The sequence below is a fragment of the Actinomadura citrea genome, assembly GCF_013409045.1.
In the GTDB taxonomy this organism is placed as follows: Bacteria; Actinomycetota; Actinomycetes; order Streptosporangiales; family Streptosporangiaceae; genus Spirillospora; species Spirillospora citrea.
In genome coordinates, this window is record NZ_JACCBT010000001.1 from 8,862,453 (window position 1) to 8,880,204 (window position 17,752).

Genomic DNA, 17,752 nt, shown 5'->3' on the forward strand with positions numbered 1-17,752 from the left:
TCGGGTCGATACCAGGTCACTCGTCCGACGATTCGGAGGCAGGAGCGGGGTACGCATCCGTTCGCGTCGCCCTACCCCCTTCGTTGGCATCAGCCCGTTCTGTCCCGCTCTGCCCTGGACTCGGCGCGGCTGAGCGCCGCCCGGCGCCGCGTCAGCACGATGCAGGCCGCGCCCCACAGGAGGCCGATCTCGGCCACCAGGGCCACGGCGAGCACGACCGCCCAGTCCGTCCCGTCCCCTTCCTCCATGCCGGCCGGGGACATCAGGGTCGTGTGGTTCTCCTCGGCCACCGGCGGGAGGTTCGGAGGCTTCACCGGCGGCAGGACGACCGGCGCCGGCGGCGTCGGCACCGCGGGCCCAGGCAGATTCGGAGCGACCGGGACCCCGGCACCCGGCTGCCCGACCCCGCCCGGTGCATCAGGCCCGCTCACGAAAGGCCCGCCCCCGGGCGGCGGCCCGCCCCCGCCCTGCTGGGCACCCGCCTTCGGCTTACCGTCCTGACTCGGCTTCCCGCTCTCCCCCGGCTCCACATCGTGCGAAGGCTTCACACCGTGCGACGGCTCGGCGCCAAGACTCGGCTTCGGACTCTCGGACGGCTTCGCGCTCTGGCTCGGCTCCGCGCTCTGGCTCGGCCCGGCACTGTGGCTCGGCCCGGCACTGTGGCTCGGCTTGGTGCTGTGAGTCGGCAGGCCGCCAGAAGGCGGGTTGGCGCTCTGTCTTGGCTTGTCGCTGTGGGACGGCACGGCAACGTGAGGCGGCTCCCCTTCAACCGTCGTCGGACACGGCCACCCACCCACGGTCGTGCTGCTACCCACGCACGGCGTAGGCGGGCCTCCGGGCCCCACCGGACGAGGAGGAGCCCCAGAGTGGGGCTTAGCACCATGCGGCGGCGCGCTGCCCGGGCTCGGCGCCCGACTGGGACCCGGCTTAACACCGTGCGTCGGCGCGCCAGTCGCACCAGGCTGCGCACTGGGCCGCGGCTTGGCGCCATGCGTCGGCTCGCCGTCGGAAGGCGACGTGCACGGCCGGCCGTTTCTGTTGGAGTTGCCCGCTGCGCAGTGCGTCGGCGCTGCGCCTGCGCCGGGGGACGTGTTCGGGTTCGACTTGGCACCGGGCGTGGGGTCGCCGCTAGGCGGGCATGGGCGGGCGCCCGCGCTCGTGTTGGCCTTCTTGCAGTTCGTCGGCTTGGTCGGGTCGGGCCTGGTGGCTGGAGTCGGGCACCGCTTCCCGCCGGAACTCGCCTTGTCGCTCGTGCAGGGCGTGAGTTCGCCCCCGAGTCGGGGGCTCGACACCGGGACGGTGCTGGACGGGCTACGGGAAGCGCCGTTCAACACGTTCCGGGCGGTCCTGGAGAAGTCGAAGACCGTGCGGGTCGAGCGGCGTGGGGCGTTGGAGGCGTCCACAACGGCGAGGATGCTCAGCGGTCTCGCGGACGGTCCCTTCACCATCGAGGCCGGGAATCGGACTGTTCCCCTACGTTCACGACCCTCCGAACCCACAGCGCCCAGAGTGCAGTGCAGGCCCTGGCCGGAGCCGAGCGGCGAGCAGTCCGGCGTGCGGCTGGTCCAGGACAACGGGTGGCCGGCAGTGAGGCGCAGGCCGACCTGGCGGGCGACACCGCCTTGGGCGCGGACCCGGACGGTGAATGACAACGTGTAGTCGGATCCATGGGACGTGACCACGTCGGGTGTCGTGACCACGCGCAACCGGACGTTCGACGGGGCCGTCTCTGGTGTCGCCCGGGCGGCGGGGCCCATCAGGGTGAGCGGCGCGGCCAGCGCACTGCTCACGGTGATCGCGCCCCAGCGGGCCCTTCGACGCTCCCCTCGCACACGCTCCCCCTAGCGGTCTGCTCATGGCCACCCGGGGGCGGTGCCCATAACGTCGGACACAAAGAGTTATTGCCACATCACTCGCCGGAGTAACGCACCTCACCCCGGCAACCCACCCTCTTTCGCACAGCGAAATCACATCTCCGTAGAATCGGGTGATCGCGAGGGAGAGGAGTCACGGGTGACGGAGGGCGTTCGGTCGCTGGTCCGCGCGTTCGATCTGCTGGAGCATCTGGCTGACGCGGGGGGCGAGATGGCGCTGTCGGAGCTGACGGAGGCCTCCGGCCTGCCGATGCCGACGATCTACCGGCTGATGCGGACGCTGGTCAACCAGGGCTATGTCCGGCAGGAGCCGTCCAAGCGCTATGCCCTGGGTCCGCGCCTCATCCGGCTCGGCGAGGGCGCGAGCCGCCTGCTCGGCACGTGGGCGCGCCCGGTGCTGTCCCGCCTGGTGGAGGAGGTCGGCGAGACGGCCAACATGGCGGTCCTGGAGGGCGACGAGGCCGTGTACGTCGCGCAGGTGCCGTCCAAGCACTCGATGCGGATGTTCACCGAGGTGGGACGGCGTGTCCAGCCGCACTGCACGGGCGTGGGTAAAGCGCTCCTCGCGCAGCTGCCCGACCAGCGGGTCCGCGAGATCCTCGCCAGGACGGGCATGGACGCGCACACGCCCAACACCTTCACGGATGCGGAAGCCCTGCTGGCGGAGCTCGAACAGATCCGCCGGCAGGGCTACGCGCTCGACGACGAGGAGCAGGAGGTCGGTGTCCGCTGCGTCGCGGTGGCGCTGCAAGGCGCGCCGACGCTGACGGCCATCTCGGTGTCGGGGCCTTCAGGACGCATGACGCACGAGACCGTCCCGAACGTCGTGCCCATCATGCGCGACGCCGCCGACCGTTTCGCCAAGGAACTCGGCCCGACCGCTTCCTGACGTCCTGCCGTTCTCAGTCGACGGGCTCGCCGACGATGACGGTGGGGCGCCCGCCGCGCTCCCAGGCGACGAAGTCGCCCGCGGACTTCACCAGGACGGAGGCCAGCCAGAGGGCCAGGCCGGTGTCGTCCGCGATGCCGACGACGGGGATGACGTCGGGAACGGCGTCGATCGGGGAGATGATGTAGACGAGCCCGAGGGCGAGCAGTCCGAGCGTCCCGAAGGACATCCCCTTGTACTGCCCGCGCAGGACCGACTTCAGCATCCTGGGGACGGCGCGGACGCGCTTCCAGAATCCCGGCGCCTCGGGTTCGAGCGTCTCGCGGTAGATATGCCAGGCCTGCCCGGCGGCGGCCGCACTGCGCTTCCTGTCCACCAGCACTCCTTGTATCCGGGACATCTGTGAGGGCGCGCCCCCGCAACGCCCACGTACGACTAGGACGCGACGAGTGCCGGGTTTGTTCCCTTCGATCGATCATGAGGCGGGGGTCACAGTCGGACCGTCCCGGCCGCCGCCAGGGTGATCGCCGGACGGATCCGACGGTCGCGCTTGATCAGGGTGACCAAAGGTGAGGTGTTCATCACTCTCGTGGTCGACGTGCGGCGGTTCGCGGCGTGTCGGCTGGCGTCCGCTGCGAGCATGAGGGATCCGGGGGGAGCGCCGCCTCCGCCCGGCACGACCGGCATGGCCCGTCGAGCATCGCAGGAGCTGACGTACCGATATGAGCGGCGACCATACGAACCGCCCCGTCCACGGCACCGCGGCAGGCGACGTCTACGTCGCGCTGCCCCCGACGGCCGTCGACGCGACCGCGTCCGGCCCGACCCGGCTGATCGTGGTCTGGCCCGGCTTCGACCCGCCCCGGACGGCGAGTGCGCTCGCGACGGCGATCCCGATGACGGGTGTGCCCGTGTGGCGCGTCTACCTGGACCTGCCGGGGCGCTCGCCCGGCGGCCTCGGCTCCGGCGCGATCCTGGAGACCGAGAGCATCGAGGCGTACTGCGCGGCCGTGGAGAACGCCGCCCGGCGGCTGCCGGACGCGCTCGCGCAGATCCGCCGCGACCTCGACATCCCGGAGGATGGTCCGGTCGGTCTCGCGGGCTTCAGCGCGGGCGGCGCGGCCGCCCTGCTCGCCCTGGCCCACGGTGCGGTGCCGGTGAGCATCGCCGCGCTCGTCGCGCCCGTCGTCGCTCCGGCGCGGGCCGCCCGGGCGGTGGAGAAGCGGTCCGGTTCGGAACGCCTATGGAGCGAGCACGCCGCCGCGCTCGCCGACCGGCTCGACCTCGGGACCCTCGCCGCCGACATCGCCGGACGGGACGTGCCGGTCCTGCTGGTCGGCGGCGCCAAGGACCGCGTCGTCCCCGCTCGGGAGATCACGGCGCTCCGCGACGAACTGCGCAGGCACGGCGGCCAGGCGGAGTCCACCACGTTCCGGATGGGACACGCGCTGGCCGCCGAGCCCGGCACCGAGCCGCGCCCGCCGATCACCGAGGCCGTCCGGGTCGACGGCGCCCTCACCGACTGGTTCCGCGATCGTCTCGCCACGCCGGCACCCGGGGCGGCCGCGCAGGCCGCGCAGGCCGGGCCCGATGGCGGGTCGGCCGAGGCGACCGGTGACACGCAGCCGATGGAGCGGCGGCACGGTTCGTGGTCGTCCGGTGCCGGGAACATCCCGGGCGCGCGGACGGGTGCCGGGCTGGGCCACGGGGTCTGACCGTCCGGCGGGCACGCTGCGGCGCCCGCCGGACGGGTGAGAGCCGACGGGATCAGCCCTTGGACAGAACCTCGTAGCGGACGGGGATGACGCCCGATCCGGTGCCGCCGACCTTCTTCATGGCGGCCTTGGACAGGTCCAGGCAGCGTCCGCCCGCGTACGGACCGCGGTCATTGATGCGGACGATGACCGAACGGTCGTTGTGCTTGTTGGTCACCCGGACCTTCGAGCCCAGCGGCAGTGTCTTGTGCGCGGCCGTCAGCTCGCTCGGGTCGAAGGGCTCGCCACTGGCGGTCATCTGGCCCTCCCAGTAGTAGGAGGCCTCGCAGGACCCCGACCTCACAACCTTGTACTGCTTCTTCTTCTTGGGCTTCGCCAGGTTCGCGGCCTGGTCGTCGGCCTTCGACGACTTCTTCTTCTTGCTCTTCTTGGGAGTCTTCGAAGGCGACGGCTCCGGAGAGCGGGGCCGGCCTCGGTCGGCCCGGGTCGGCTCGCCGTGCGGACGGTCCGCCAGCGGGTCAACGGCCTCGGGCGCGGTCTGCGCCGCCTGTGCCGAGTCGGCCGGGCCGTCGCGCCCGGCCAGGGCGAACGCGCCCGCGGCCAGGACGGCGACGGCGGCGCCGGAGACGATCAGGATGGTGCGTAGGCGCGCTCGAAGAAGACGCCTGACAGGGCTACCCACAGAGGAGTCCTTTGTTAGGGGACAGGACCCCGGACGCCCGGCGGATCTCACCGCCGTTCTCTCGCGACGTGGCCAGGCGACGTCTTGCGTCCCCCGGATCCCCCGCCGCCCGCGGGCTCCTCAGCCCGCCCCGCGCCGCTCTTTCAGGCGCGCCCGCTTGATCGCGGATCGGCGTCCGGCAGGTGCGGCTGGAAAGGCATCTTCACTTTTCGAAATAGCTGAAGCGCCGCACAAGTCCCTGACCGTACGTTGTGTCCTCCATAGATCAAGCCCTGGAGCCGTTGTTTGTGGGATTTGTCACCTCAGCTTTTGCCCCATGAAGCTGATCAACTTCATTCGGTGACCGCATTTCAAGATCGTCTTTACTGCGTGCATACCGCTGATCTCGGACGGATAACAAAGGATCCGGCACAACGGAACGGGGCGGTCCCGCGGAAGATCACTTCCGCTGGACCGCCCCGTGAGCTGGGAGGACCGGTCGTGTGTCAGCCGCGCTCCTGGACGACCGGCGCGCTCGGAACCGCGGGCAGCGCCGGCACCTTCGGCACGCTGAGCGCGGACGCGTCCGGCATGGACAGCGGGCCGCCCGCCGGCCCTCCGCCCGCCGGCCCGTCCGCCGTCCTGCGGGAGCCGTCACGTGCCTTCAGCACGTCCACCACGTTGCCGACGTCGCCCTCGGTCTTGCCGAGGCCGCTCCCGGCCTTGTTCACGGTGCCGTCGGCCTGCCCGACCAGGTCGCCGGCCGGGGCCGGTCCGGCGTACCGGGCGGCCGGCGGGAAGAGCACCGAGCCGAGGGGCAGGCCGCCGGGGGTCGCGCCGCCGAGCAGGGACCCGAGGTTCGGCAGCCCGGAGTTCGGCCCGGGGCCGGCCAGGCTGATGGGCGTCTCGGCGGCACGGCCGTTCGGCACGGCGGGCCGTGCCGCCTCACGGCGGCCGAGCTTGCCGGTGGACAGGAGCTTGCCGGTGGGCAGACCCTGGCCGAGCTTTCCGGTGGGGACGACCTTGCCCAGCTTGCCGGTGCCGCCGAGCAGCGTCCCGGGGACGTCGCCCCCTCCGCCGGACAGGACGGGCAGCGCCGTCCCCGGCTTGCGTTCGCGCGCGTCGCGCTGGGTCGCACCTGGGCAGTCGCCCTGGGGGAGCCCGCCGATCGGGGTCTGGCCGACGGCCGGCAGCTGCGCGTCCGGCAGCCCCAGCCCGGTGCTCGACTCGACCGTCTTCGCCGGGCGTACCCGGCACCGGGCGCGGGCGGCGCGCATCCCCGGGCCCGCCGGAACGGCCCGGAGGAACCCGTCCGAGGCGCCGGCACCCAGCGCGGCGGTCCGGCCGCCCGTCCCGGCGGCCGGGTCCGGGAGCGTGCGCATGATGCCGTGGCCCGTGGTGGCGGTCTCGTAGAGGAGCGTCGACGGGCCGGCCACCGCGCTCGGCGCCGCCTTGGCGGGTGCGGCGTCCGTCGGCGCGGCCGCCACGGCGATCGCGGTGGCGAACGAGGCGAGGACGGAGACCCTCAACAGGCTTCTGGCGGAGCGGTTCATTCTTTCCCCCGGGGTTTTCGGATTGGCCCTGCACATGTGGCGTGCGCCCGAGCGGCTGGTGAATCCCGGCGCACCGTCGAGCGGGGACGCTAGTACACGACGGTGCCGCATGCGGCCGATTCGAAAATGACTTGGGGAAACCAGAAAGATCTAGATGGACTGATCATAGGTGTGCGGCGAAATGCCAAATGCCGACAATTTCCGATAAAGCAAGAGCGGGGGCGCCCCGAGGGGCACCCCCGCCTGCGGGGGCCGTCCGGGCTACTCGGCGGCGCCGAGGGAGATGGCCTGGTCGACCTCGCCCTTGCGGGCGGCGAGCTCGGTCGCGTAGCGCTCCTCGTCGACCTTCTCGGCGATCTCCTCGTCCTGCTTCATCAGGGCTTCGAGGTCGGCCTTGGCGTTGTCGAGGACGCCCATGTCCTGGTAGGCGGCCTGCACCTTGTCACCCCAGAGGCCCACATCCCGGACACACGGGACGATGCGACTGAAGAGCAGCGACTGGTAAAGGGTGTACATGTCGGAGTTGTCGACGTACTCCATGCACCGGTCGACCGGCATGTCGAGCTGCTCGAAGATCTCGCGGCCCTTGAAACGGTCGCGCATCAGGTAGCAGCCCTCGACGACGAACTCCTCGCGCTCGGCCCGCTCCTTGTCGGTGAGCTCGGCGTAGTAGTCCTTGAGCGCGAGCCGCCCGAACGCGACGTGCCGCGCCTCGTCCTGCATGACGTAGGCGAGGAGCTGCTTGACGAGCGGGTTCGTCGACATGTCCCGGTACAGCCCGAACGCGGCGAGGGCGAGCCCCTCGATGAGGACCTGCATGCCGAGGTAGGGCAGGTCCCAGCGGCTGTCCTCCAGCGACTCGGCGAGCAGCTTCGCCAGGTCCTGGTTGATCGGGTAGTACATGCCGATCTTCTCGTGCACGAACTTCGCGTACAGCTCGACGTGCCGCGCCTCGTCCATGGTCTGGGTGGCGGCGTAGAACTTCGAGTCCAGGTCGGGGACGGTCTGGACGATGCGCGCCGAGACGTTCAGCGCGCCCTGCTCGCCGTGCAGGAACTGGCTGAACAGCCACGAGCCCTGGTGGCGGCCGAACTCGTCCTTCTCCTTCTGTGACATCTTGTCCCAGATGTCGGACCCGAACAGCGGGTTGAAGTTCTCCGGCAGCCCGGCGATGTTGATCGGATCGACCTCAAGGTCCCAGTCGATGCGCTTCTGCGCGTCCCACTGCTTGTCCTTGCCCTTCTGGTACAGGTTCAGCAGCCGGTCGCGGCCGTCGTCGTACTCCCAGGTGAAGCGGGTGTCGCCCGCCATCGGGACGTTCCACGTGTCGTTCGGGACCGGCGTGACGTAGAGATCGTGGGAACTCACGGGGGGATCCTCCTCCAGGGGTGACGCCGCACGATCGCGACGCGGGTGTGCACCGCCCTTGGCTTTACATGCCTTCGTAACATGTAAAGCCCGCGGAGGCCAGGGAGTCGCCGGAACCCGTGACGGGAGGGCTACCGATAACAGTCGCCCGAACACGGTCGCCCGCGCCCCCGGGGAGAGGGTGCGGGCGAGCGGGCGGAACGGTCCCGGGGGTCAGCGGGACTGGAGGGCGTCCAGGCCGACGGCCTGGGCGATGACGAGGCGGCGGTCCAGGCGCGGATCGCCGATCTCGACGACGTAGCGGTCGCGGAAGCCGAACTTCTTCTCGACGCTGAAGACGACCTGGTCGCCGGCGTAGAAGTCGAAGTGGTACGGCCACGCGAACGGCAGGTTCTCCACGTACGGGATGAACTGCCAGACACGCCGCAGCAGGGCGACGAACTTGTTGCGCTCGCTGCCGGTGGTCACGCCGAGGCCCGGCTGCTCCAGATGCCAGGTGGAGGCGAGCAGCGACTTCTTGAAGTCCTTGCGGAACACCCCGATCGGCTGCCCGTGGGCGTCCGTGATGTCGTACGCCGACGCGAGGTCGATGCGCTTGCGCGCCTTGAAGCCGAGGATCGGGCGCGTCTTGGAGTCGTCCGAGTACAGGGTGACCTGCTCCTTGAACGCCAGCCGCTTCTGCTGCGCGAAGGCGAGCAGCTCGCCCTCCCCGCCGCCCGGCCCCTCCGCGTGCACCTCGTACTGGTTCACCATCAGGCGCACCCGCTGCCGGATCAGCAGCCTGCGCTGTGTCTGGAGTCTTTCCTCGTCCAGCGAACTCACCCGTTCCGTGTCGGTTTGCGGAGGGGAGTCTGCCATAGCGAGTCCCTTTCATCCGGCGTTTCCCGGATGCGCCCGACCTCGGGGTCAGTACTCCTGGATGTGCGCGGCCAGGTAGCCGTGGATCAGCCGCTCGGCCTCGGCGACGATCTCCGGGTCGCCGTCCGGGCTGCGGCGGAACGCCATCTTCAGCACGGCGTCGCCGGCCTCGACCGAGATGGCGAGCGCGGTGGCGAGGCCGGGGGTGTCCTGGACGCCGAACGTGTCCACGATCATGCGGCGGAGCCGGTCGGCGACCACCGCGTTGTTGTCGGCGTCGGAGTCGAGCAGGTTGACGTCGGCGACGTCGCCGAAGCGCAGCACCCGGAAGCCGGGCACGGTCCGGTGCATCTCGACGAAGATCTCGATGATCGCGCCGACGGTGTCGGACCAGTCGCCGAACCTGCCCGCGGCGAGCCGCGCGGAGATCCGGTCGCCGAACTCCTCCAGGTTGCGCAGCGCGAGCGCCTGCGCGACCGCCCGCTTGTCGGGGAAGAACTGGTACACCGAGCCGATCGCCACCTCGGCGCGCTGGGCGATGCGCGTCGTGGTCAGGCCGTCGTAGCCGTCCTCGTCCAGGATGTCGGCGCAGGCGTCCAGCATCCGCTGGACGCGTTCGGCGCTGCGGCGCTGGGCGGGACGGCGGCGGAGCGGGGTTCGGATCTCGGTCACCCCGCCATTGTCCCTCGGACGCAGCGGTGCTGAGCATGCACAGCGTGCCATACCTCTGGGTCGCGGGAGTCTTCCGCCCGCACCACCCCGCCACTAATATCCGAAGGCTATTCGCATTTTCGGTCGGACCATGGGGGAAGGAAGCGCGGATGGGTCTTCCGGAGGACTTCCGCTGGGGCGTCGCCACCGCCGCCTACCAGATCGAGGGCGCGGTCGGGGAGGACGGGCGGGGACCGTCCACCTGGGACACGTTCTCCCACACGCCCGGGCGGACCCGCGACGGCCACACCGGCGACGTCGCCTGCGACCATTACCACCGCTGGCCCGAGGACGTCGCGCTGATGGCGGGCCTCGGCGTCGACGCGTACCGGTTCTCGATCGCGTGGCCGCGCGTGCAGCCCTCCGGCAGCGGCGCCGTCAACGCCGAGGGCCTCGACTTCTACGACCGGCTCGTGGACGGCCTGCTCACCGCCGGCATCGCCCCCGCCGCCACGCTCTACCACTGGGACCTCCCGCAGCCGCTCGAAGACGCCGGCGGCTGGATGGAGCGTGACACCGCCTACCGGTTCGCCGAATTCTCCTACCTGGCGGCCGAGCGCCTCTCCGACCGCGTCGACATGTGGATAACTCTGAACGAGCCCGTGGTCGTCACCGCCTACGGCTACGCGTTCGGCGTCTACGCCCCCGGCAGGACGCTCCTGCTCGACGCGCTGCCCACCGCGCACCACCAGCTCCTCGCCCACGGCCTCGCCGTCAACGCCCTGCGCAGCCGGGGCGCGCGCAGGATCGGGCTGACGAACCACTACTCCCCGGCCTGGGCCGCCTCCCCCGCCGACCAGCCCGCGGCCGACGCCTTCGACGCGTTCATGAACCGGCTGTTCACCGACCCCGTCCTGCTCGGCCGCTACCCGGACCTGATGGGGGACGCGCCGTACATCCGCTCCGAGGACATGTCGGTCATCGCCTCGCCCATCGACTTCCTGGGAGTGAACTACTACAACCCCACACGGATCGCGACCCCGGCCGAGGGCCCGCTGCCGTTCGACATCGTGGACATCACCGAGTACCCGACGACGGGGATGGGCTGGCCGATCGTCCCGGACGCCTTCCTGTCGCTGCTGCGCACCCTCGACTCCCGCTACGACCTGCCGCCGCTCCACATCACCGAGAACGGCTGCTCGTTCGCCGACGAGCCCGGTCCGGACGGCGCCGTGGACGACCCGGCCCGCATCGAGTTCCTGGACGCCCACATCGCCGCCGTGCGGACCGCCGTCGACGAGGGCGTCGACATCCGCGGCTACTTCGCCTGGTCGCTCCTGGACAACTTCGAATGGGCCGAGGGCTACCACCCCCGCTTCGGGCTCGTCCACGTCGACTACGAGACGCAGAAGCGCACGCCGAAGGCGTCCTACGGCTGGTACCGGGACCTCATCGCGTCGTCCAGGCGTCGCTGACGGGCCCGGCGGGCGGCCGCTCCCACGCCTGACGCATGCCCGTCGCCCGCAGTGCGGCATGCTGATGCGCATGGAGACTCCTGAGACGCTCGCGGGCGTGCGCGCCCGGATCGACGCCATCGACGGGCGGCTCGTCCGACTGCTGGCCGAACGCGAAGGGCTGGTGCGCGAGGCCGCCGCCTTCAAGCGCGACGAGCGGGCGGTCCGCGCGCCCGACCGGGTGGAACGGGTGGTCGCCCTGGCGCGGGAGCGGGCCGCGGACGCCGGGCTCTCGCCCGAGGTCGCCGAGACGGTGTGGCGGGCGATGATCGGCGCCTTCGTCGATCTGGAGCTGAACGAGCACGCGCACCGCCGCGGATAGGCTTCTCTCTCCGCTTCGTCGTGGAGGTTCTTGATGCCGGAGACCCGCCCGCTGCGCGCCACCGACCCCCGCGAGATCGGCGGCTCCCGGCTGACGGCCCGGCTCGGCGAGGGCGCCCAGGGCATCGTCTACCTGGGCGAATCCGGCACCGGGCAGCGGGTCGCCGTGAAGCTCCTGCACGCCGACATCGGACGGGACGAGCGGGCCCGCACCCTCTTCGACCGGGAGCTGGCGGCGGCCCGCCGCGTCGCCCCGTTCTGCACCGCCCGCATCCTCGCGGCGGACGCCGACGGCGACATCCCCTACATCATCAGCGAGTACATCGACGGGCCCTCCCTGCGCGACCGGGTCCTCCAGGAGGGCGCGGCGTCCCCGGCGGAGCTGGTCACGCTCGCCATCGGCACCGCGACCGCGCTCGCGGCCATCCATGAGGCGGGCGTCGTCCACCGCGACTTCAAACCGGCCAACGTGCTGCTCGGCCCGGACGGCCCCAAGGTCATCGACTTCGGCATCGCGCGCCCGCTGGAGGCCACTTCCGCCACCCTGACCGGCGCCGTCGGCACCCCCGCCTACATGGCGCCCGAGCAGGTGGCGGGGTCCGCGGGCGGCGCGCCGCTGGACATGTTCGCGTGGGGCTGCACAATGGCGTTCGCCGCGAACGGCGTCCCGCCGTTCGGCAGCGACTCGGTGCCGGCCATCATGCAGCGGATCCTCTACCAGGAGCCGGACCTGGGCGCGCTGACCGGGGACCTGCGGACGCTCGTCGCGTCCAGCCTGGAGAAGGACCCCGCGGCCCGCCCGACCGCCATCCAGGTGCTGCAGCGGCTGCTCGGACTCGGCCCGAACGCCGACCTCCTCGCGGAGGGCACCTCGGCCGTCGCGCGACCGGCCGCACCACCCCAGGCCGGGAACTGGACGCCACCGGCCGCGACGCACCCGTCCGCCGCAGGCTGGACGCCACCCACGCCACCCACGCCACCCCCGTCCCCACCGCCTCTCGGGACGTACCCGGGGAGCCGGCCCCAGACCGGGCGAGGCGGCCGGGTGCTCCTCCTCGCCGGAGCGGCCGCCGCGGTCGTGATCCTGGCCAGCGGGCTCGTCGCCGCGCTCCTCCTCAAGAGCGACGGCAGGGCCGAGGGCGGCCGGACGCCGGTCGCCCAGTCCGCGTCGTCCAAGTCGTGCGCCTACCGGCCCGCGACCGGCGCGAACGTCAAGGAGGTCGGGAAGCCCCCGGTCGCCCTCCCGGCGACGGCCCCGTCCCGCGCCACCGTCGAGACCGGGCTCGGCACGCTCCAGATCTCACTGGACGCCGGAACGGCGCCCTGCACGGTGAACTCCCTGGCCTACCTCGCGGCCCAGAAGTTCTACGACCGCACCTCATGCCACCGGCTCACGACGGACCCGGGCCTCCAGGTCCTCCAGTGCGGCGATCCGAGCGGGACCGGGGCGGGCGGGCCCGGCTACCAGTTCGACGACGAGAGCCTGAGCTCGGCGCGCTACACGCGGGGGGCCGTGGCCATGGCCAACGCGGGCCCGAACACCAACGGCAGCCAGTTCTTCATCCTGTACGGCGACACCACGAGCCTCCCCGCGTCCTACACGGTCTTCGGCCGGGTCACGTCCGGCATGGACATCGTGGACGCGGTCGCCAAGAAGGGCGTCGCGGGCGGCGGCACGGACGGCGCCCCGAAGCAGAAGGTGGCGATCAACGAGCTCCGCACGGCCTGATGCGCGAGATCGAGGAGTCGCACGCGGCCTGCGCGCAGGTTCCTCGTCCCGGCCTCGGCGCGGCCAGGGGCGTGCGCTGGTCATGACGCCCGGCGGGCGGCGGATGAGAAGCGGCTCGCGGCGCGTTGAAGGAGGTGGACACAGCACCCCGACCAAGGAGGACGCTCCCTCGATGGCCCTCAAGCGACCGTCCTTCCTGCCGTCCCTGGACGAGCTCGAACAGCAGGCGCAGAGCAGGTCGTCCCAGCGCGGACGCCCCGGCTCCCACTTCGACCACCCCACCGCGAAGGCCCTGTTCGTGGCCGTCCTGGCCCTGACCGTCATCGCCCACGTCGTCGGCGGCATCGTCTTCCTCGTCCTCGGGCACTGATCGGACCGCAAAACCAGGTGCCGGAGAGGGCGGGACGGGTCATGGTAAGGGGATGCTGGTCGATCACTTTCCGCCGCTCGGGTTGCGGCTGACGACGCCGCGGCTGGAGCTGCGGCTGCCCTCGCCCGAGGAACTCGCCGCGCTGGCCGACCTCGCCGCCGAGGGTGTGCACGACCCGGAGACGATGCCGTTCCTCGTGCCGTGGACGGACCGCCCGCCCGCCGAGGTCGCGCGCGGCGTCATCCAGCATCACTGGAGGAACCTCGCGGAATGGACACCCGAGAAGTGGGAGCTCGACCTCACCGTGTTCCATGAGGGCGAAGTCGTCGGGCAGCAGTCCCTCTGGGCGCAGGATCTCCTCGTCCTCCGGCAGGTCAAGACCGGTTCGTGGCTCGGTCGCCGGCATCACGGCCGGGGGATCGGCACGGAGATGAGAGCGGCCGTCCTGCACCTGGCCTTCGCCGGCCTGGACGCCGAGGAAGCCGCCTCCGTCGCGTTCGAGGCCAACCATGCCTCGAACGCGGTGTCGCGCAAGCTCGGGTACCAGCCCAACGGAGTGGAGCGCCACGTCGTACGCGGGGCCATGACCGTCGAGCAGCGGTACCGGCTCACCCGGGCCGACTGGGAACGCCACCGCACCGTCCCCGTCACGATCGAGGGTCTCGCCCCCTGCCGGACGATGCTGGGGCTTCCGAGATGAGCGAGCGGACTTTCGACGATCTGGTCGCCGAGGCCGGGAGCGTGTCCGTGGCGGGCTGGGACTTCTCCTGGCTGGACGGCCGCGCGACCGAGCAGCGCCCGTCCTGGGGCTACCAGCGCCTGATGAGCGAGCGGCTGGGCCGGGCGCGGGCGGCACTCGACGTCCAGACCGGCGGGGGAGAGGTGCTCGCCGGAGCCGCGAAGCTCCCGCCGACGATGGCGGCGACCGAGTCCTGGCCGCCGAACGTCGCGAAGGCCGCCCGGCTCCTGCACCCGAGGGGCGCCGTCGTCGTCGCCGACTCCGGCGAGCCGCCGCTCCCGTTCGCCGACGAGGCGTTCGACCTGGTCGTCAGCCGCCATCCGGTCGTGATCCGGTGGGACGAGATCGCGCGGGTCCTCGCCCCCGGCGGGACCTACTTCGCCCAGCACGTCGGCCCGGCGAGCGTCTTCGAGCTGACCGAGTTCTTCCTCGGCCCCCAGCCCGCAGCCCGCCGCGAACGGGACCCCGAGGCCGAGAGCGCCGAGGCCCGGGCCGCGGGGCTCGACATCGTCGATCTGCGCGCCGAGCGCCTGCCGATGGAGTTCTTCGACGTCGGCGCGGTCGTCTACTTCCTGCGCAAGGTGATCTGGATCGTCCCCGGCTTCACCGTCGAAGGCCACCGCGACCGCCTGCGCGAACTGGACGGGCAGATCCGGCGCGACGGCGTCTTCACCGCCCATGCGTCCCGCACCCTCATCGAGGCCCGCAAGCCGTCGTGAAGGGGGCGCGCTACGCGGCGCTCAGGCGGTAGGCGGTGCCGCTGCTGCCCTGCACCCAGGCGTCGGGAAGGGCTGCGGCCAGTGCGTGCTGGGCGCGCCAGCCGGTGCAGTGCCCCGGGACGACGAGCCCCGGCGCGAGGTCCGTGAGGGCGGCGACGGTGGGCGGGATGACCGGTTCGAAGGCCGGACCGCCGAGGTGCAGCCCGCCGACGAGCGCGTGCAGCCTCTCGACCCCCGTCAGCCGCTGCGCGTGCCGGACGATGTTGATCGCCCCCGCGTGGCCGCAGCCGGTCAGCACGACCAGTCCGCGGCCCCGGACGTCGACGACGAGCGCCTGGTCGTCGAGGACGAGGGGATCGTGCACCCACTCCTTGCCCGTCCACGCCTGGTGCGGGGGCGGCATGCCGTGCTCGAACCCGGTCGTCCGGTCCACCTCGCCGGTGATCAGGACGCTGCCGTCCAGGAGCAGCGAGGGCTCGCGGCGCTCGATGACCTGGAAGCCCTCCCCGTCCAGCGCCCGCCTGCTCAGCGTGGGCAGTTCCTCCACGTCCCGGCCGGGCACGGCGAGGCGGCGCCTCGTCCAGACCAGCGGATGCAGCACCATCGGCATCGACCGCACGCCGCGCAGGCCCACCATCCCCGCCAGCCCGCCCGCGTGGTCGAAATGGCCGTGGCTGAGGACGACGCCCTGGACGTCGCCGAGGTCGATGCCGAGCCTGTCGGCGTTCGTGACCATCGCGTCGGGCGACCGGCCGGTGTCGAACAGCAGGGTCGTGGAGCGGTCGGCCCGGCGCACCGTGACCAGCGCGGAGAACCCGTGTTCGGCGATCATCCCCGCGGTGGTGCGGCCGCCCTCGAACTGCGGCGCCGCCACCACGCCCGCGCCGGAGCCCGCCCGGCGGGTCCGCTCGTCATCGCCCAGGAGGGCGTCGTAGACGTTGTCGACCAGGGTGACGATCTCGACCTCGTCCACCGGCTCCAGCGGGACGGGATCGACCGCCGCCCCCCGCACCGGGCGCGGCATCGACGCCGCCGCCTCCCCCATGCCGCCGGCGGTCTCGCACATGACGTCAGCCTAACCGCCGCCCGCCCTCGCGCGACTCCCGGGCGGCGTAGACTGAATGATCACGATTTGGGCCGGTGAGGAAGGTCGTGGCGACGGGATGGCGGACTCCGGAGATGCCTCGCCCGTGCCCGGTGTCGACACCGGTACGCCGAGCGTGGCCCGCATGTACGACTACTTCCTGGGCGGCAAGGACAACTACGCCTCGGACCGCGACGCGGCGGAGGCGGTCACGCAGGCGCTGCCCACGGTCGAGGGGGTCGCCCGCGCGAACCGCGCGTTCCTCCAGCGCGCCGTCCGGTACGTGGCCGGTCGCGGTATCGACCAGTTCCTGGACATCGGCACCGGCCTGCCCACGCAGGGCAACGTGCACGAGATCGCGCGGGAGGAGCAGCCCGGCGCGCGGGTCGCGTACGTCGACAACGACCCGATGGTGACGGTCCACGCGCGGGCACTGGTCGCCACGGACGAGCTGACCACGATCGTCCAGGCCGACATGCGCGAACCGGACACGGTGCTGGACGACTCGCAGGTGCACGCGCTGCTCGATTTCCGGCGCCCGGTGTGCGTGCTGTTCGTCGCCGTCCTGCACTTCCTCCAGGACGAGGAGGACCCGGCGGCGCTCGTCCGGCGCTTCACCGACGTCCTGCCCGCGGGCAGCCACGTCATCCTGTCGCACGCGGCACTGGAGGAGCAGCGCAACGTGCGGGTCGGGGAGACCTACCGGTCGCAGGCGGCGAGCGCGAGCCTGGTGGCCAGGACCCGTGACCAGGTGACCGCCCTCCTCGACGGCCTCACCATCGTCGACCCGGGCGTCGTCCGCCTGCACGAATGGCGCCCCTACGGCGGCGAGTACATCACCGACGCCGGCTGGACGGCCGTGGCCCGCAAGGACGGCTAGGCCTCGCCCGCGCCTCCGGCGGTGAGGTCGGCCTCGATCCCGTAATGGTCGGACAGGACGGCCGAACGCCCGCCGGGAAGCCGGACCTTCTCCTTGAAGACCAGGCGCGTCTTCGCCTCGATGCCCGGCCTGACCAGGAGCTGGTCGATGGCGCCGATCTCGGCGTATTCGGGACGGAAGGTCGGTTCCGTGTCGCCGCCGAAAACGTCCCGCAAGCCGGTGCTCGAAACGAACTCCGCAAGGTAGGGGGAATCGCGGGGGACGTTGAAATCGCCCATCGCCACCAGCGGTTCCGCCTTCGGGATCTGGTTGACGGCCGCCGCCAGCCGGTGCAGCTCGGCCTTCTCGACCTGCGCGTAGACGTTGGACGGGGACCAGTCCATGTCCAGGTTCGCCGAAAGGTGGGTGTTCACGACGGTCAGGTGACCGCCGGGGAGGCGGATCCGGGTGAACAGGGCGCCCTTGCTCAGCAGCCATTCAGGACGTGCCGGCCGGGCCGGAACGTACGCCCGAAAATGGCGGCGGGTCACCGGGTGGCGGGAAAGGGTCACGAGTCCGCCGCGCACGAGCGGGAACATCGGCGTGTAGGCGACGTGGGGGTAGGAGGTCGCGACGCGCCGCAGCAGGCCAAGGACCCGCCACGAGATGACTTCCTGCAGGCAGACGACGTCGTAGTCCGACCGCTCGATCGTCTCGGCCAGGACCCCCGCCCGGGCCCGGGCCTCTCCCCTGAAAAGGGTGTTGAAGGTGAGCACGCGCGCCTGCATGGCGGCCACTCTATGTCCCCGCGTTGCCCATCGTGGTGACGCCTTCCGATACTGGGCACA

The 17,752-nt window shown here is 71.7% G+C and carries 18 protein-coding genes; 9 read left to right on the plus strand and 9 right to left on the minus strand.

Going from position 1 to position 17,752, the window contains the following annotated elements; translation table 11 throughout:
* Positions 1 to 89: 89 nt before the first annotated feature.
* Positions 90 to 350: a hypothetical protein gene (locus BJ999_RS40580; RefSeq protein ID WP_179838133.1), complete on the minus strand. Its 261-nt coding sequence runs from the start codon at positions 348 to 350 to the stop codon at positions 90 to 92.
* A 1,663-nt stretch (positions 351 to 2,013) separates the two neighbouring features.
* Between BJ999_RS40580 and BJ999_RS40585 the strand changes: the two genes are divergently transcribed.
* On the plus strand, positions 2,014 to 2,763 hold the full coding sequence (locus BJ999_RS40585) for an IclR family transcriptional regulator (RefSeq protein WP_179838134.1): 750 nt from the start codon (positions 2,014 to 2,016) through the stop codon (positions 2,761 to 2,763).
* 13 nt (positions 2,764 to 2,776) lie between these two features.
* Here the strand turns inward: BJ999_RS40585 and BJ999_RS43920 are convergent, their stop codons facing one another.
* Complete coding sequence (locus BJ999_RS43920; protein WP_179838135.1) at positions 2,777 to 3,139, minus strand: YkvA family protein; 363 nt, start codon at positions 3,137 to 3,139, stop codon at positions 2,777 to 2,779.
* Positions 3,140 to 3,485: 346 nt separating this feature from the next.
* Between BJ999_RS43920 and BJ999_RS40595 the strand changes: the two genes are divergently transcribed.
* A complete protein-coding gene (locus BJ999_RS40595; protein ID WP_179838136.1) occupies positions 3,486 to 4,478 on the plus strand; it encodes an alpha/beta hydrolase in 993 nt (330 codons plus the stop codon).
* 52 nt (positions 4,479 to 4,530) lie between these two features.
* Here BJ999_RS40595 and BJ999_RS40600 read toward each other — a convergent pair whose 3' ends face one another.
* The 5 genes from BJ999_RS40600 to BJ999_RS40620 all read right to left on the minus strand — a co-directional run bounded on the left by BJ999_RS40600 (position 4,531) and on the right by BJ999_RS40620 (position 9,590).
* Positions 4,531 to 5,160: a septal ring lytic transglycosylase RlpA family protein gene (locus BJ999_RS40600; RefSeq protein WP_179838137.1), complete on the minus strand. Its 630-nt coding sequence runs from the start codon at positions 5,158 to 5,160 to the stop codon at positions 4,531 to 4,533.
* 485 nt (positions 5,161 to 5,645) lie between these two features.
* Positions 5,646 to 6,668: a hypothetical protein gene (locus BJ999_RS40605; protein WP_179838138.1), complete on the minus strand. Its 1,023-nt coding sequence runs from the start codon at positions 6,666 to 6,668 to the stop codon at positions 5,646 to 5,648.
* Between the two features lie 285 nt (positions 6,669 to 6,953).
* Positions 6,954 to 8,060, minus strand: coding sequence for a ferritin-like domain-containing protein (locus BJ999_RS40610; protein WP_179838139.1), 1,107 nt, complete (start codon positions 8,058 to 8,060; stop codon positions 6,954 to 6,956).
* 213 nt (positions 8,061 to 8,273) lie between these two features.
* Positions 8,274 to 8,882, minus strand: coding sequence for an LURP-one-related family protein (locus BJ999_RS40615; RefSeq protein WP_338070793.1), 609 nt, complete (start codon positions 8,880 to 8,882; stop codon positions 8,274 to 8,276).
* Positions 8,883 to 8,966: 84 nt separating this feature from the next.
* Entirely contained in the window at positions 8,967 to 9,590 is a 624-nt protein-coding gene (locus BJ999_RS40620) for a TetR/AcrR family transcriptional regulator (RefSeq protein WP_229810042.1), read from the minus strand.
* A gap of 149 nt (positions 9,591 to 9,739) precedes the next feature.
* Between BJ999_RS40620 and BJ999_RS40625 the strand changes: the two genes are divergently transcribed.
* The 6 genes from BJ999_RS40625 (at position 9,740) to BJ999_RS40650 (ending at position 14,961) form a co-directional block, all read left to right on the plus strand.
* Entirely contained in the window at positions 9,740 to 11,044 is a 1,305-nt protein-coding gene (locus BJ999_RS40625) for a GH1 family beta-glucosidase (RefSeq protein ID WP_179838141.1), read from the plus strand.
* A 70-nt stretch (positions 11,045 to 11,114) separates the two neighbouring features.
* The gene (locus tag BJ999_RS40630; RefSeq protein WP_218935446.1) at positions 11,115 to 11,405 is read left to right on the plus strand and encodes a chorismate mutase; all 291 of its coding nucleotides are present in this window, start codon (positions 11,115 to 11,117) and stop codon (positions 11,403 to 11,405) included.
* 33 nt (positions 11,406 to 11,438) lie between these two features.
* On the plus strand, positions 11,439 to 13,133 hold the full coding sequence (locus BJ999_RS40635; RefSeq protein ID WP_179838143.1) for a protein kinase domain-containing protein: 1,695 nt from the start codon (positions 11,439 to 11,441) through the stop codon (positions 13,131 to 13,133).
* Between the two features lie 172 nt (positions 13,134 to 13,305).
* Positions 13,306 to 13,503: a hypothetical protein gene (locus tag BJ999_RS40640; RefSeq protein ID WP_179838144.1), complete on the plus strand. Its 198-nt coding sequence runs from the start codon at positions 13,306 to 13,308 to the stop codon at positions 13,501 to 13,503.
* A 52-nt stretch (positions 13,504 to 13,555) separates the two neighbouring features.
* Positions 13,556 to 14,203, plus strand: a complete 648-nt coding sequence (locus tag BJ999_RS40645; RefSeq protein ID WP_179838145.1) for a GNAT family N-acetyltransferase — start codon at positions 13,556 to 13,558, stop codon at positions 14,201 to 14,203.
* Positions 14,200 to 14,961, plus strand: coding sequence for a class I SAM-dependent methyltransferase (locus BJ999_RS40650; RefSeq protein ID WP_179838146.1), 762 nt, complete (start codon positions 14,200 to 14,202; stop codon positions 14,959 to 14,961). The genes BJ999_RS40645 and BJ999_RS40650 overlap by 4 nt, the downstream gene beginning before the upstream one ends.
* Before the next feature lie 10 nt (positions 14,962 to 14,971).
* Here BJ999_RS40650 and BJ999_RS40655 read toward each other — a convergent pair whose 3' ends face one another.
* A complete protein-coding gene (locus BJ999_RS40655) occupies positions 14,972 to 16,027 on the minus strand; it encodes an MBL fold metallo-hydrolase (protein ID WP_179838147.1) in 1,056 nt (351 codons plus the stop codon).
* Positions 16,028 to 16,151: 124 nt separating this feature from the next.
* Between BJ999_RS40655 and BJ999_RS40660 the strand changes: the two genes are divergently transcribed.
* Positions 16,152 to 16,925, plus strand: a complete 774-nt coding sequence (locus BJ999_RS40660) for an SAM-dependent methyltransferase (RefSeq protein WP_229810043.1) — start codon at positions 16,152 to 16,154, stop codon at positions 16,923 to 16,925.
* Here BJ999_RS40660 and BJ999_RS40665 read toward each other — a convergent pair.
* Positions 16,922 to 17,692 carry an endonuclease/exonuclease/phosphatase family protein gene (locus BJ999_RS40665; protein ID WP_179838149.1) on the minus strand — a complete coding sequence of 257 codons (771 nt, stop codon included), beginning with the start codon at positions 17,690 to 17,692 and terminating at the stop codon, positions 16,922 to 16,924. The two genes, BJ999_RS40660 and BJ999_RS40665, sit on opposite strands and share 4 nt — an antisense overlap.
* Positions 17,693 to 17,752 lie beyond the last annotated feature (60 nt).